Source organism: Streptomyces venezuelae (assembly GCF_008642315.1).
In the GTDB taxonomy this organism is placed as follows: domain Bacteria; phylum Actinomycetota; class Actinomycetes; order Streptomycetales; family Streptomycetaceae; genus Streptomyces; species Streptomyces venezuelae_D.
In genome coordinates, this window is sequence record NZ_CP029192.1 from 1041989 (window position 1) to 1058609 (window position 16621).

General features: G+C 73.3%; 3 protein-coding genes and 1 pseudogene. All 4 read left to right on the forward strand.

From position 1 onward, the window contains the following. Positions 1–20 precede the first annotated feature (20 nt). The 4 genes and pseudogenes from DEJ48_RS04520 to DEJ48_RS04535 all read left to right on the forward strand — a co-directional run bounded on the left by DEJ48_RS04520 (position 21) and on the right by DEJ48_RS04535 (position 16619). Positions 21–4946: a type I polyketide synthase gene (locus DEJ48_RS04520; RefSeq protein WP_150214669.1), complete on the forward strand. Its 4926-nt coding sequence runs from the start codon at positions 21–23 to the stop codon at positions 4944–4946. Between the two features lie 124 nt (positions 4947–5070). Beyond that, positions 5071–5139, forward strand: a pseudogene (locus DEJ48_RS41005) (polyketide synthase docking domain-containing protein); the annotation flags it as partial. After that, a complete protein-coding gene (locus DEJ48_RS04525; protein WP_411757523.1) occupies positions 5122–16188 on the forward strand; it encodes a type I polyketide synthase in 11067 nt (3688 codons plus the stop codon). The pseudogene DEJ48_RS41005 and the gene DEJ48_RS04525, both read left to right, overlap by 18 nt. Beyond that, on the forward strand, positions 16185–16619 hold the full coding sequence (locus tag DEJ48_RS04535; protein ID WP_150214671.1) for a nuclear transport factor 2 family protein: 435 nt from the start codon (positions 16185–16187) through the stop codon (positions 16617–16619). The genes DEJ48_RS04525 and DEJ48_RS04535 overlap by 4 nt, the downstream gene beginning before the upstream one ends. The last annotated feature ends 2 nt before the right edge of the window (positions 16620–16621 follow it).

The following is a 16621-nucleotide window of genomic DNA, read 5'->3' on the forward strand; positions in this document are numbered from 1 at the left end:
GAGGGGCGGTTGTCACCGGGATGGCGCACACCGAAGAGAAGCTTCTTGAATACCTGAAGCGTGTCACTGCTGACCTGCGTCAGACCGAACGCCGGCTGCAAGACGTCGAGACAGCGGGCCACGAGCCGATCGCCGTCATCGGCATGGCATGCAGGCTGCCGGGCGGGGTCCGGACTCCCGAGGACTTCTGGGAGCTGATCTCCACGGGCGGCGACGCGGTCGCCCCGCTGCCCGGCAACCGGAACTGGGACCTCGACGCCCTCTACGACCCCGACCCCGAGAGCACCGGCACCAGTTACGTCCGTGAGGGCGGATTCGTCTACGACGCGGGCGACTTCGACCCCACCTTCTTCGGCATCGGCCCCAGCGAGGCCCTGGCCATGGCGCCGCAGCAGCGGCTCGCCCTGGAGACGGCCTGGGAGGCCATCGAGCGCGCCGGCATCGACCCGCTGAGCCTGCGCGCCAGCTCCACCAGCACCTTCATCGGCTGCGACGGCCTCGACTACGCCCTCGGCGCCTCCGAGGTGCCCGAGGGCACGGCGGGGTACTTCACCATCGGCAACTCCGGCAGCGTCACCTCGGGCCGCGTCGCCTACACCCTGGGCCTCGAAGGCCCGGCGGTGACGGTCGACACCGCGTGTTCCTCGTCGCTGGTCTCCCTCCACCTCGCCGCCCAGGCCCTGCGCACGCAGGAGTGCTCACTGGCGCTGGCCGGCGGAACGTACGTGATGTCGTCGCCCGCCCCGCTCATCGGCTTCAGCGAGCTCCGCGGCCTCGCCCCCGACGGGCGGTGCAAGCCCTTCTCGGCGGGCAGCGACGGCATGGGCATGGCGGAGGGCACGGGAGTGGTCCTCCTGGAACGCCTCTCTGACGCGCGCCGCAACGGCCACAAGGTTCTCGCGGTGATACGTGGTTCAGCGGTGAACCAGGACGGCGCGAGCAACGGCCTGACCGCGCCCAACGGCCCCTCCCAGGAGCGCGTCATCCGCGCCGCCCTCGCCAACGCCCGCCTCACCTCCGAGGACGTCGACGCCGTCGAGGCCCACGGCACCGGCACGACGCTGGGCGACCCCATCGAGGCCGGAGCCCTCATCTCCGCGTACGGCCAGGAACGCCCCGAGGACCGGCCACTGTGGGTCGGCGCCGTGAAGTCCAACATCGGGCACACGCAGATCGCGGCGGGCGTGGCGGGCGTCATCAAGATGGTGATGGCCCTCCAGAACGACCTGCTCCCCGCCATCCTCCACGTCGACGCCCCCTCGCCCCACGTGGAGTGGGAGGGCAGCGGGCTGCGTCTGCTCACGGAGCCGGTGAAGTGGCCTCGCGGCGAACGCCCGCGCCGTGCGGGGGTTTCGTCGTTCGGCTTCTCCGGGACGAATGCGCATCTGATTCTGGAGGAGGCGCCGCAGGAGGAGGAAGCGGCGGCGGCAGTGGAGGCTGTCGCGGTACCGCCGGGTGCGGTGGTGCCGTGGGTGGTTTCCGGGCGGACGCCCGAGGCGTTGCGTGAACAGGCGCGCAGGCTGGGCGAGTTCGTCGCGGGGGACGTGGGCGCGTTGCCGGGTGAGGTCGGGTGGTCGTTGGCGACGACGCGGTCGGTGTTCGAGCACCGGGCCGTGGTGGTCGGCCGCGGCCGCGAGGCGCTGGTGGCCGGGCTCGCGGCGCTGGCCGGGGGCGAGGTGTCGGCGGATGTCGTGTCCGGCGCGGCGACCTCGGCCGGGGCCGGGCCCGTACTGGTCTTTCCCGGGCAGGGCTCGCAGTGGGTGGGCATGGGCGCCCAACTTCTGGATGAGTCTGCCGTGTTCGCGGCACGCATCGCCGAGTGCGAGCAGGCGCTGTCCGTCTACGTGGACTGGTCGCTGACCGACGTGTTGCGCGGGGACGGGTCCGAACTGGCGCGGGTCGAGGTTGTGCAGCCGGTGCTGTGGGCTGTGATGGTCTCGCTGGCTGCGGTCTGGGCGGATCAGGGGATCGTCCCGGCTGCGGTGATCGGGCATTCGCAGGGTGAGATGGCTGCCGCGTGCGTGGCGGGTGCGCTGTCGCTGGAGGATGCGGCACGGATCGTGGCGGTACGCAGTGATGCGCTGCGCCAGCTTCAGGGGCACGGCGACATGGCCTCCGTCGGAGCCAGTGCCGAGCGGGTCGTCGAGCTGATCGGGGACCGGCCGGGCGTGAGCGTCGCCGCCGTCAACGGGCCCTCTTCGACGGTCATTTCGGGGTCGCCGGAGCATGTGGCGGCTGTCGTCGCCGAGGCGGAGGCGGCCGGGTTGCGGGCTCGCGTGATCGACGTCGGTTACGCCTCCCACAACCCGCAGATCGACGCACTGCACGACCTGCTCACCGAGCGCCTGGCCGACATCCACCCCGTCCCGACGGACGTGGCGTTCTACTCCACCGTCACGGCCGAGCGACTGGCGGACACCACCGCCCTCGATACCGCCTACTGGGTCACCAACCTCCGTCAGCCGGTCCGTTTCGCCGACACCATCAACGCGCTCCTCGCCGACGGCTACCGGCTCTTCATCGAGGCCAGCCCCCACCCCGTCCTCAACCTCGGCATGGAAGAGACCATCGAACAGGCCGACGCGAGTGCCACCGTCGTGCCCACCCTGCGCCGCGACCACGGCGACAGCGCCCAGCTCGCCCGCGCCGCCGCCCACGCCTTCACCGCCGGAGCCGACCTCGACTGGCGCCGCTGGTTCCCGGCCGACCCCACCCCCCGCACCATCACCCTCCCCACCTACGCCTTCCAACACCAGCACTACTGGCTCGAACGCTCCACCCGCGCCGGAAAGACCCTCGGTGCCGAGCACAGCGCGGCCGAGACGCAGTTGTGGCAGGCCGTCGACGAGCTCGACCTGGGGCTGTTGGCGGAGACGTTGCGGTCGGAGGAGGGCAGTGACGAGGCGGTGCGGGCGCTGGAGCCCGCGCTGCCGGTGCTCCAGGGGTGGCGACGTCGGCACCGGGAGCAGGCGACCATCGACTCCTGGCGCTACCGCGTCACGTGGCAGCAGCAACCCGACACATCGGCGGCACAACTCAGCGGTGAGTGGCTGCTGTTCGTACCGGACGGACTCGTCGACCATTCCGCCGTACGAGCCGTCGCCGACGCCCTGACCGAGCACGGCGCCGCCTCCGTCCGGCTGCACCCCGTGGAGACGGCACAGGTCCGGCGCGAAGCGCTGGCGGCCGTGGACACGTCCGGGCTCGCCGGGGTCGTCAACCTGCTGGCCCTGGACGAGACCCCGCACCCCGAGCACGCGGCCGTGCCCGCCGGGCTCGCGGCGACCACCGCGCTGATCCAGGCACTCGGCGACAACGGCACGACCGCGCCCCTGCACACCGTCACGCAGGGAGCCGTCTCCACGAGTGCCACCGATCCGCTGGCCCATCCGTTGCAGGCCCACGTCTGGGGACTCGGGCGCGTCGCCGCCCTGGAACACCCGCGCATGTGGGGCGGGCTCATCGATCTCCCGGAACGCATCGACCCGCGCGCCCTCGCGCGCCTCGCCGCCGCCCTCACCCCCCAGGACGAGGACCAGACCGCCGTCCGCCCCACCGGAACCCACACCCGGCGCCTCACGCACGCCCCCACCCCTTCCCCCGGCACCGGTGGCGAGGCGGCGTGGCAGCCGCGCGGCACCACCCTCATCACCGGCGGCACCGGCGGAATCGGCGCCGTACTCGCCCGCTGGCTCGCCCACGAAGGCGCCCCACACCTGCTCCTCACCAGCCGACGCGGCCCCGACGCACCCGGCGCACAGGAACTCGCCGCCGAACTCCACGAACTCGGCACCACCGTCACCCTCACCGCCTGCGACGTCAGCGACCGCGACCAGGTGCGCCGCCTCCTCGACCGGACGCCGCCCGAACAACCTCTGTCCGCCGTCATCCACGCGGCGGGCATCACCGACCTGACGTCCATCGCCGACCTGACGACCGCGCGCCTGGGCGAGGTGCTCGGATCGAAGTCCGATGCGGCGTGGAACCTGCACCAGCTGACGCGGGACATGGACCTCACGGCGTTCGTGATGTTCTCGTCCGGCGCCGGAGTGTGGGGCAGTGGTCAGCAGGGCGCGTACGGCGCCGCCAACCACTTCCTCGACGCCCTGGCCGACCACCGCCGCTCCCAGGGCCTGCCCGCCACCTCCATCGCCTGGGGGCCCTGGGCCGAGGCCGGCATGTCCGCGGACCCCGAGTCGCTCTCGTACTTCAAGCGCTTCGGTCTGCTCCCCATCGGCCCCGACCTGTGCGTCAAGGCGCTGCATCAGGCGGTCGGCGCGGGCGACGCCACCCTGACCGTGGCGCACTTCGACTGGGCGAAGTTCACGCCGACGTTCACCGCGCAGCGGCCCAGCCCGTTCCTCGACGACCTGCCGGAGAACCGCCGCGAGGCCGAGCAGGGCGGTTCCGCGGCCGAGACCGGCGCGTTCCGCGAGGAGCTCGCGAAGACGCCCGCGTCGCAGCGGCACGGTTTCCTCGTCCAGCACGTCAGGACGTACGCGGCCGCCACGCTGGGCCGCACGGTGGAGGACATCCCCGCGGCGAAGCCGTTCCAGGAGCTCGGCTTCGACTCGCTGACCGCCGTCCAGTTGCGCAACCAGCTCAACAACACGACAGGTCTCGCCCTGCCCGCCACGGTGATCTTCGACCATCCCACCTCCGAATCCCTCGCCTCGCATCTGCGCGCGCAGCTGGGCGACGACGGCGAGACCACCGATGAGGGCGGCGTGCTCGCGGCGCTCGACAAGTGGGACGCGGCGTACGGCACGGCGGGGCTGGACGAGGCGGCCCGGCGGCGCATCGCCGGACGGCTCCACGTGCTGGTCTCGAAGTGGAGCCCGGCGCAGGACGGTCCGGACGGCGGCGAATCCGGCCACGCCGACCTGGAGGCGGCGAGCGCGGACGACATCTTCGACCTCATCTCCAGCGAGTTCGGGAAGTCGTGAGCCGCCTGGGACGCGCCCCGTAGACCTGCCCCTGCACCCACACGTACCCCCACCCGCGCACTCCCCCGCACCCCCGCCCTCAATCCTCCCCGATCACCACGTAGCGCCAAGGAGCCTGGGTCAGATGTCGAACGAGGAGAAGCTTCTCGATCACCTCAAGTGGGTCACCGCGGAGCTGCGCGAGGCCCGCCAACGGCTCCGCGACAAGGAATCGGCGGAGCCGGTCGCCATCGTCGGCATGGCCTGCCGGTTCCCCGGCGGCGCCCGGTCCGCGGAGGACCTGTGGCAGCTCGTGCGGGACGGCGGCGACGCCGTGGCGGGGTTCCCCGACGACCGGGGCTGGGACCTGGAGTCCCTCTACCACCCGGACCCGGAGCACCCGGCGACCAGCTACGTGCGCGACGGCGCCTTCCTGTACGACGCGGGCCGCTTCGACGCCGACTTCTTCGGCATCAGCCCGCGCGAGGCCGTCGCGATGGACCCGCAGCAGCGGCTGCTCCTGGAGACCGCCTGGGAGGCGATCGAGCACGCGGGCCTGAACCCGCACGGGCTGCAGGGCAGCGACACCGGCGTCTTCACCGGCGTCAGCGCCCACGACTATCTGACGTTGATCAGCCAGACGGCCAGTGAGGTCGAGGGGTACATCGGCACCGGCAACCTCGGCAGCGTGGTGTCGGGCCGCATCAGCTACACGCTTGGTCTCGAAGGCCCCGCCGTGACGGTCGACACGGCGTGCTCGTCGTCCCTGGTCGCGATCCACCTGGCGAGTCAGGCGCTGCGGCAGGGCGAGTGCTCGCTGGCGCTGGCCGGCGGGGCGACGGTGATGGCCACGCCCGGTTCGTTCACCGAGTTCTCCCGGCAGCGCGGACTCGCGCCCGACGGCCGCTGCAAGCCGTTCGCGGCCGCCGCCGACGGGACCGGCTGGGGCGAGGGCGCGGGAGTCGTGGCGCTCGAACTGCTCTCCGAGGCGCGCCGCCGGGGCCACAAGGTCCTCGCGGTGGTGCGGGGTTCGGCCATCAACCAGGACGGTACGAGCAACGGCCTCGCCGCGCCCAACGGCCCCTCGCAGGAACGCGTCATCCGCGCGGCGCTCGCCAACGCCCGCCTCTCCGCCGAGGACGTCGACGCCGTGGAGGCCCACGGCACGGGCACCACGCTCGGCGACCCCATCGAGGCCAACGCTCTCCTCGCCACGTACGGGCGGAGCCGGCCGGACGACCGGCCGCTCTGGCTCGGGTCGATCAAGTCCAACATCGGTCACACGCAGGCCGCCGCCGGTGTCGCCGGTGTGATCAAGATGGTCATGGCCCTGCGCAACGGCCTCCTCCCCACGTCCCTGCACATCGACGCGCCCTCACCCCACGTCCAGTGGGAGCAGGGCGGCGTACGGCTGCTGTCCGAGCCCGTCGAGTGGCGCTCCGAGCGCACACGGCGCGCGGGCATCTCGGCGTTCGGCATCTCGGGGACGAACGCGCATCTGATCCTGGAGGAGGCGCCGCAGGAGGAGGGGGCCGCGGAGGCTGCCGTCGAGGTACCGCCGGGTGCGGTGGTGCCGTGGGTCGTTTCCGGGCGCACGTCCGACGCGTTGCGCGAACAGGCCCGCCGTCTCGGTGAGTTCGCGGCGGCCGACACCGGGGCGCGGTCGACGGAGATCGGCTGGTCGTCGGCCACGACCCGCGCGGTGCTCGAGCACCGGGCCGTGGTGGTCGCGCGGGACTCCGCCGAGGCGATCGCTTCGCTGGGGGCGCTGGCCTCGGGCGAGGCATCCGCGGATCTCGTGTCGGGGGTCGCGGGTGACGTGGGTCCCGGGCCGGTCCTGGTGTTCCCGGGGCAGGGGTCGCAGTGGGTGGGCATGGGCGCCCGGCTCATCGACGAGTCGCCCGTGTTCGCGGCGCGCATCGGTGAGTGCGAGCAGGCCCTGTCCGCGTACGTCGACTGGTCGCTGACCGACGTGCTGCGCGGGGACGGCAGTGAACTGGCCCGCGTCGAGGTCGTGCAGCCGGTGCTGTGGGCGATGATGGTCTCGCTCGCCGCCGTGTGGGCGGATCAGGGGATCGTTCCGGCCGCCGTCATCGGGCACTCGCAGGGCGAGATGGCCGCCGCGTGCGTCGCCGGGGCGCTGTCCCTGGAGGACGCGGCACGGATCGTGGCGGTACGAAGTGACGCACTGCGTCAGCTTCAGGGGCACGGCGACATGGCCTCCGTCGGAGCCAGTGCCGAGCGGACCGTCGAGCTCATCGGGGACCGGCCCGACGTCTGCGTCGCCGCCGTCAACGGACCCTCGTCGAGTGTCATTTCGGGATCGCCGGAGCATGTGGCTGCCGTCGTCGCCGAGGCGGAAGAGGCCGGGCTGCGGGCTCGCGTCATCGACGTCGGCTACGCATCCCACAACCCGCAAATCGACGCACTGCACGACCTCCTGACCGAGCGCCTGGCCGACATCCGGCCCGCCACCACCGACATCGCGTTCTACTCGACCGTCACCGCCGAACGCCTCGACGACACCACCGCGCTGGACACCGACTACTGGGTCACCAACCTCCGTCAACCGGTCCGTTTCGCCGACACCGTCGAGGCGCTGCTGGCCGACGGCTATCGGCTCTTCATCGAGGCCAGCCCCCACCCCGTCCTCAACCTCGGCATCCAGGAGACCATCGAGCAGGCCGGGGTCACGGCCACCACCGTCCCCACCCTGCGCCGCGACCACGGAGACCACACTCAGCTCACGCACGCCGCCGCCCAGGCGTTCGTCGCGGGCGCCGACGTCGACTGGCGGCGCTGGTTCCCGGCCGAGCCGACCCCTCGTACCGTCGACCTGCCCACGTACGCCTTCCAGCGCAAGCAGTACTGGGTGGAGCCGCCCGCCGCCGTGTCGGCCGCGGGCGGTGGGCACGATCCGGTCGAGGCCCGGGTGTGGCAGGCGATCGAGGACCTGGACATCGACGCCCTCGCGAGCAGCCTGGAGATCGAGGGGCAGACGGAGACCGTCGGGGCGCTGGAACCCGCGCTGCCCGTTCTGTCGGCCTGGCGGCGCCGACACCGGGAGCAGTCGACGGTCGACTCCTGGCGCTACCACGTCACGTGGAAGCATCTGCCCGACGCGGCGGCGCCGGAGCTCGGCGGCACCTGGCTGCTGCTCGTGCCCGCCGCGCACACCGACCATCCCGCCGTTCTGGCGACCGCGCAGACTCTGGCCGCGCACGGCGGCGATGTCCGGCGTCACGTGCTCGACGCGCGCGCCGTGGAACGTGCCGCGCTGGCGGCGGAGTTGAGGTCGCTGATGGGCGACGAGCCGCACGCCGGCATCGTCAATCTGCTGGCGCTCGACGAGGAGCCGCACCCCGAGTTCCCCGCCGTGCCCGCGGGGCTCGCCGCGACGACCGCGCTCGTCCAGGCGCTCGGCGACAACGGCACCGACGTCGTCGTGCGCACCCTCACGCAGGGTGCCGTCTCGACCGGCGCCACCGACGCTCTCAGCCGCCCGGTGCAGGCGCAGGTGTGGGGGCTCGGGCGCGTCGCCGCGCTGGAGTATCCGCGCCTGTGGGGCGGGCTCGTGGATCTGCCCGCCCGTATCGACCACCAGTCGCTGAACCGTCTGGCGGCGGCGCTCGCCCCGGCTCCCGCCGCGCAGGACGAGGACCAGCTCGCGATACGCCCCTCCGGCGTCCACGCCCGCCGACTCGCCCACGCGCCCGCCACCACCCCGAACGGCGGTGTGAGCTGGGAGCCGCGCGGCACCACCCTCATCACCGGCGGCACCGGCGGAATCGGCGCCGTACTCGCCCGCTGGCTCGCCCACGAAGGCGCCCCGCACCTGCTCCTCACCAGCCGACGCGGCCCCGACGCACCCGGCGCACAGGAACTCGCCGCCGAACTCCACGAACTCGGCACCACCGTCACCCTCACCGCCTGCGACGTCAGCGACCGCGACCAGGTGCGCCGCCTCCTCGACGACGTTCCCGCCGAGCACCCGCTCAGCGCCGTCGTGCACGCAGCCGGTGTCCCGAACTACATCGGCCTCGGCGAGGTGACGGGCGAGCAACTGGACGAGGTACTGCGTCCCAAGGCGCTCGCCGCACTCCACCTCCACGAGTTGACGCGGGAGTTGGATCTCTCGGCGTTCGTGATGTTCTCGTCCGGCGCCGGGGTGTGGGGCAGCGGTCAGCAGGGCGCGTACGGCGCCGCCAACCACTTCCTCGACGCCCTGGCCGACCACCGCCGCTCCCAGGGCCTGGCCGCCACCTCCATCGCCTGGGGGCCCTGGGCCGAGGCCGGGATGGCCGCCGACCAGGCGGCGCTGACGTTCTTCAGCCGCTTCGGCCTGCATCCGCTCAGCCCGGACCTGTGCGTCAAGGCACTGCACCAGGCGCTCGACGCGGGTGAGACGACGCTGACGGTGGCGAACTTCGACTGGGCGCAGTTCACGTCGACGTTCACCGCGCAGCGGCCCAGCCCCCTCCTCGCCGATCTGCCGGAGAACCGCCGCGCGAGCGCACCCGTGGCACAGGACGACGCCTCGGAGGCGTCGTCGCTCCAGCAGGAGCTGACCGAGGCGAAACCCGCGCAGCAGCGGCAGTTGCTGCTCCAGCACGTGCGCTCGCAGGCCGCGGCCACGCTCGGGCACTCGGACGTCGACGCCGTGCCCGCGACCAAACCGTTCCAGGAGCTTGGCTTCGACTCGCTGACCGCGGTCGAGCTGCGCAACAGGCTGAACAAGAGCACCGGCCTGACCCTGCCGACCACGGTCGTCTTCGACCATCCCACGCCCGACGCGCTCACCGACGTCCTCCAGTCCGAGCTGTCGGGCGACCCGGCGTCCGCCGAAGCGGCACGCGCGACCACCGCGGCCGCCGACGACGAGCCGATCGCGATCGTCGGCATGGCCTGCCGGTACCCGGGCGACGTCCGCTCCCCCGAGGAACTGTGGGACCTGGTCACCGCCGGCAGGGACGCCATGAGCGACTTCCCCGACGACCGGGGCTGGGACCTGGAGACGCTGTACGCCCCGGACCCGGAGAGCCGCGGCACCAGCTACGTCCGCGAGGGCGGCTTCCTCTACGACGCGGGCGACTTCGACGCCGGCTTCTTCGGCATCAGCCCGCGCGAGGCCGTGGCGATGGACCCCCAGCAGCGGCTGCTCCTGGAGACCGCCTGGGAGGCGATCGAACGCGCCGGGCTCGACCGGGAGGCCCTCAAGGGCAGCAACGCCGGCGTGTACACGGGCCTGACCATCTTCGACTACCTGGCGCTCGTCGGCGAGCGTCCCACCGAGGTGGAGGGCTACATCGGCACCGGCAACCTCGGCTGTGTCGCCTCGGGCCGCGTGTCGTACGTACTCGGCCTCGAAGGCCCGGCGATGACCATCGACACCGGTTGCTCGTCGTCGCTGGTGGCGATCCACCAGGCGGCGCACGCGCTGCGGCAGGGCGAGTGCTCGCTCGCCCTCGCGGGCGGTGCGACGATCATGGCGACTCCGGGCGCCTTCGTGGAGTTCTCGCTGCAGCGCGGGCTCGCCAAGGACGGCCGGTGCAAGCCGTTCGCGTCCGCGGCCGACGGCACCGGCTGGGCGGAGGGCGTCGGCCTGGTCGTCCTCGAACGCCTCTCGGAGGCCCGGCGCAACGGCCACAAGGTCCTCGCGGTGATCCGCGGTTCGGCCATCAACCAGGACGGTACGAGCAACGGGCTCACGGCACCCAACGGGCAGGCGCAGCAGCGGGTCATCCGCCAGGCGCTCGCCAACGCCCGCCTCTCCGCCGAGGACGTCGACGCGGTCGAGGCGCACGGCACGGGCACGATGCTGGGCGACCCCATCGAGGCGAGCGCGCTCGTGGCCACGTACGGCAAGGAACGGCCCGAGGACCGGCCGCTGTGGCTCGGCTCGATCAAGTCGAACATCGGGCACGCGCAGGCGTCGGCCGGTGTCGCGGGTGTGATCAAGATGGTGATGGCGCTGCGGAACGAGCAGCTGCCCACCTCCCTGCACATCGACGCGCCCACACCGCACGTGGAGTGGGACGGCAGCGGCGTCCGGCTCCTGTCCGAGCCGGTCGCCTGGCCGCGCGGCGAGCGCCCGCGCCGCGCCGGGGTGTCCGCGTTCGGCATCTCGGGCACGAACGCCCACCTCATCCTGGAACAGGCCCCGGACGCGCCGGAGCCCGCGCCCGCCCCGTCCGACGTGGCGGACGCACCGGCCGGGGTGGTCCCGTGGGTGGTATCGGCGCGCGGCGACGAGGCGCTGCGGGCACAGGCGGCGCTGCTGGCCGAGCGCGCGACGGCCGATCCGCAGCTGGCATCGCCGCTGGACGTGGGCTGGTCCCTGATCAAGAGCCGCTCGGTGTTCGAGAACCGTGCCGTGGTCGTGGGCCGGGACCGGGACGCGCTCCTCGCGGGACTCCGCTCCCTGGCAGCGGACGAGCCCTCGCCGGACGTCGTGGTGGGCGCCGTGCAGGGTGCTTCCGGCGCGGGGCCGGTTCTGGTGTTCCCGGGGCAGGGCTCGCAGTGGGTGGGGATGGGGGCACGGCTCCTCGACGAGTCGCCCGTGTTCGCGGCGCGGATCGCCGAGTGCGAGCAGGCCCTGTCTTCGTACGTTGACTGGTCGTTGCGTGAGGTGTTGCGCGGGGACGGGAGTGAACTGTCGCGGGTCGAGGTCGTGCAGCCGGTGTTGTGGGCTGTCATGGTCTCGCTGGCCGCGGTCTGGGCGGATCAGGGGATCGTTCCGGCCGCCGTGATCGGGCATTCGCAGGGTGAGATGGCTGCCGCGTGTGTGGCGGGTGCGCTGTCGCTGGAGGATGCGGCGCGGATTGTGGCGGTACGAAGTGACGCGCTGCGGCAGTTGCAGGGGCGCGGCGACATGGCCTCCGTCGGCACGAGCGCTGAGCGAGTCGCCGGGCTGATCGGGGACCGGCCCGGCGTGAGTATCGCCGCCGTCAACGGGCCTACAGCAACCGTCATTTCGGGGTCGCCGGAGCATGTGGCTGCCGTGGTCGCGGATGCGGAAGAGGCCGGGCTGCGGGCTCGCGTCATCGACGTCGGCTACGCCTCCCACAACCCACAAATCGACGCACTGCATGACCTCCTGACCGAGCGCCTGGCCGACATCCGGCCCGTCCCGACCGACGTCGCGTTCTACTCCACCGTCACCGCCGAACGCCTCGACGACACCACCGCCCTCGACACCGACTACTGGGTCACCAACCTCCGTCAACCGGTCCGCTTCGCCGACACGGTCGAAGCCCTGCTGGCCGACGGCTACCGCCTGTTCATCGAGGCCAGCCCCCACCCCGTGCTGGCCCTCGGCATGGAAGAGACCATCGAGCGGGCCGACATGCCCGCCACCGTCGTGCCGACCCTGCGCCGCGACCACGGCGACACCGCCCAGCTCACCCGCGCCGCCGCGCAGGCCTTCGCCGCGGGCGCCGACGTCGACTGGACGGGGTGGTTCCCCGCCGTTCCACTGCCGCGGGTGGTGGACCTGCCGACGTACGCCTTCCAGCGGGAGCGGTTCTGGCTGGAGGGGCGCCGGGGGCTCGCCGGGGATCCGGCGGGGCTCGGGCTCGCCTCGGCCGGGCACCCGCTGCTCGGGGCCGCCGTGGAGCTCGCGGACGGCAGCAGTCATCTGCTGACCGGGCGGATCTCACCGCGCGACCAGGCGTGGCTGGCCGAGCACCGGGTGATGGACACGGTGCTCCTGCCGGGCTCCGCCTTCGTGGAGCTCGCGCTGCAGGCCGCGGTGCGCGCCGGCTGCGAGGAGCTCGCGGAGCTGACGCTGCACACGCCGCTCGCCTTCGGGGACGAGGGTGCGGGTGCGGTGGATCTGCAGGTGGCGGTCGGTGAGGTGGCCGAGGACGGGCGGCGTCCCGTGTCCGTCCACTCGCGGCCCACGGGTGAGGGCGAGGAGGCCGTCTGGACCCGGCACGCCGCCGGTACGGTGGCTCCCGCCGCCGGGCCCGTCGCCGCGGGCGGCTCACTGGGGGGCGCCTGGCCGCCGCCAGGGGCCACTCCTGTCGGCGGGCAGGACCCGTACGCGGAACTCGCCTCGTACGGCTACGACTTCGGGCCGGGATCACAGGGTCTCGTGACCGCCTGGCGACTCGGGGACGACCTCTTCGCCGAGGTGGCGCTGCCCGAGGCGGAGAGCGGCGGCGCCCACCGCTACCAGGCCCATCCGGTGCTGCTCGACGCCACTCTGCACGCGCTGATCCTGGACGCGGTCACCTCGTCCGCCGACACCGACCAGGTGCTGCTGCCGTTCTCGTGGAGCGGGTTGCGGGTGCACGCGCCGGGCGCGGACAAGCTCCGTGTACGCATCGCACGCACCGCGCCGGACCAGCTGGCCCTGACGGCCGTCGACGATGCCGGGGCGCCGGTCCTGGCGCTTGAGGCGCTCACGGTGCGGCCGGTGGCCGCTCATCAGATCGCCGGTGCCCGTACGGCCGACCGGGACGCGCTGTTCCGGCTGGTGTGGCGGGAGGCCGCTGCTCCGGACGAGGTGAGTGGCGGGGCCGTGCGTCCCGCTGTCGTCGCGCCCGCCGGGGAACCGCTGGGCGCCGCGCTCGCCGACGCGCTGTCCGGTGCTCCCGTGCGGGAGACGTTCGCCGCGCTGCGAGAGGGTGTGGCGGACGGGGGCGAGGCGCCCGATGTCGTGCTCGCCGTGTGCGCCACGCCCGGTGCGGGTGGCCCGAAGGGCGTCGCGGAGGACGCGGCCGAGTACGCGCGGCTCGCTGCGGTGACCCTTCTGTCGCTGCTCAAGGAGTGGGTCGACGATCCCGCGTTCGCGGCGAGCCGGCTCGTCGTCGTCACGCGGGGTGCGGTCGCGGCACGGCCGGGTGAGGCGGTCGGTGACCTGCCGGGTGCGTCGCTCTGGGGTCTGGTGCGCAGTGCGCAGGCCGAGAATCCGGGGCGCCTCACGCTCCTTGACGTGGACGCGCTGGATGATGGGGCGTTCGCCTCGCTGCCCGGCGTACTGGGCCTGGCGGAGCCGGAGTTGGCACTGCGGGGCGGGCGGGCGTTCGTGCCGCGGCTCGTACGCGACGATGCCTCCGCCCGGCTCACGCCACCGGTCGGGGCGCCGACGTGGCGGCTCACCGGGGGCGAAAGTCACTCCCCCGCAGGGCAGTTGGCTCTGGTCGACGCCCCGGAGGCGCGGCGGGCCCTGGAGCCGCACGAGGTGCGGGTCGCGGTGCGGGCCGCCGCGCCCGACTCGGAGTCGCTCGGGTCTTGTCGGGTCGTGGGTGCCGGTGTCGTGACGGAGGTCGGCGGTGCGGCAGGTCCGGTGGCCGTGGGTGACCGGGTGATGGGACTGTTCGACGCGGTGGGGCCGGTGGCCGTCACCGATGCGGCGCTGCTCACCACTGTTCCCGGTGGCTGGAGTTGGGCGCAGGCGGCCGGTTCGTTGGGCGCCTATGTGGCGGCGTACCACGTACTGGCGGATGTCGTCGTGCCAGGCGACGGGGAGACGCTTCTCGTCGCCGAGGGGACAGGCCCCGTGGGGCGGGCGGTGGCGCGGCTCGCACCGCACCAGCGCGTGGACATCGTGGACGGAGCGGCCGACTTCACCCTCGATCGTGGCGGTGCGGCGCTGGTGATCCATCGGCCGGGCCCCTCGGACGAGGGGCAGGCCGTCGCTCCGCCCGAGCCCGCCCGCGTACGCGAGATCCTGGCCGAACTGACGGAGTTGGCGCGGCCCGTGGGATCGGCGCCCGTGGGCTCTGCGGCGGACGTCGACGTGCGGGACGACGGACCCCTCGTACCGCTCGACGTCACCGCCTGGGACGTCCGGCAGGCCCCCGCCGCCTCGGCCGCACCGCCCACCGCGGGCACGACCGTGTACACCCTGCCCGTCGCCTTCGACCCGGACGGCACCGTACTCGTCACCGGCGGCACCGGAGCCCTCGGCGCCCTGACCGCCCGCCACCTCGTGGAACGTCACGGAGCCAGGCATCTGCTCCTGTCGAGCAGGCGTGGCGCCGACGCGCCGGGCGCCCTCGAACTGGCCGCCGACCTGTCCGCGCTCGGCGCACACATCACGTTCGCCGCCTGCGACCCCGGCGACCGGGACTCGGCCGTCGCCCTCCTGGACTCGGTGCCGGCCAACCACCCGCTGACCGCCGTGTTCCACTGCGCGGGCACCGTGAGCGACGCGGTGGTGCAAAACCTCACGGCCGAACAGGTCGAGGAAGTGATGCGGGTGAAGGCGGACGCCGCGTGGCATCTGCACGAGCTGACGCGGGACACCGACCTGTCCGCCTTCGTCCTGTACTCGTCGGTCGCCGGGCTCCTCGGCGGGCCCGGGCAGGGCAGCTACACCGCCGCCAACGCGTTCCTGGACGCGCTGGCCCGGCACCGGCAGGACGGCGGCGCCGCGGCGACGTCCCTGGCGTGGGGCTACTGGGATCTGGACAACGGGATGTCGGGGCGGCTCACCGACGCCGACCGGGCACGGCACGCCCGGGCCGGTGTGGTGGGGCTCGGCGCCGACGAGGGCCTCTCCCTCCTCGACACGGCCTGGTCCGGTGGTCTGCCGCTCTACGCGCCGGTCCGCCTCGACCTGGCCCGGATGCGCCGGCAGGCCGAGAGCCACCCCGCGCCCGCGCTCCTCCAGGACCTGGTGCGCGGCGCCGGGAGCAGGAGCGGTGGCGGGTCCGGCGTGTCGGCGGGTGCGTCCGCGCTGCTGAAGTCGCTCGGCGCGATGTCCGACGCGGAGCGGGAGGAGGCGCTGCTCGACCTGGTGTGCACGCACATCGCGGCCGTCCTGGGATACGACGCGGCGACGCCCGTCAACGCGACCCAGGGGCTGCGGGAGCTCGGCTTCGACTCGCTGACGGCGGTGGAGCTGCGCAACAGGCTCTCGACCGCGACGGGTCTGAAGCTGCCCGCCACGTTCGTCTTCGACCACCCGAACCCGGCGGAGCTCGCCGCGCATCTGCGGCAGGAGCTTGCGCCGCGCGCGGCGGATCCGCTCGCCGACGTGCTCGCGGAGTTCGAGCGTCTGGAGAACTCGCTCCTGTCGGTCTCGGCGCAGGACGGCACGGCGAGGGCCGAGCTCGCCGGGCGGCTGCGCGCCACGCTGGCGCGGCTCGACGTGCCGCGGGAGACGGCCGAGGAGGCGGCGGTGGCGGCGCGCATCCAGGACGCGTCGGCCGACGAGATCTTCGCGTTCATCGACCGTGACCTCGGCAGGGGCAACGGCAACGGGCAGAGCGACGGACAGGGCAACGGACAGGCAGTGGAGGGACAGCGATGAACGAGTTCGCCCGCAAGAAGCGTGCCCTGGAGCACAGTCGGCGGATCAACGCCGGGGACCTGGACGCGCTCGTCGAGCTGTACGCGCCCGACGCCGTCGTCGAGGACCCGGTCGGACTGCCGCCCCTCACCGGGCACGACGCGCTGCGCTCTCATTACGAGCTGCTCCTCTCCGCGAACCTGCGGGAGGAGGCCGCCGAGCCCGTCGCCGGCCAGGACGCCACGCACGCGCTCATCCAGATCACGTCCGTCATGGACTACCTGCCCCTGGGCCCGCGGTACGCGGAGCGGGGCTGGCTCAAGGCACCCGACGCCCCGGAGACGGCGCGCATCCGGCGCACGGCGATGCTCGTGATCCGCATGGACGCGGCCGGTCTCGTCCGGCACCTGAAGTCGTACTGGGGCACGTCCGATCTCACGGTCCTCGGCTGAAC

What these genes read in the sequence shown, in the direction of transcription:
- DEJ48_RS04520 (WP_150214669.1), top strand. Translation starts at nt 21, where the DNA reads ATGGCGCACACCGAAGAGAAGCTTCTTGAATACCTGAAGCGTGTCACT.
- DEJ48_RS04535 (WP_150214671.1), top strand. Translation starts at nt 16,185, where the DNA reads ATGAACGAGTTCGCCCGCAAGAAGCGTGCCCTGGAGCACAGTCGGCGG.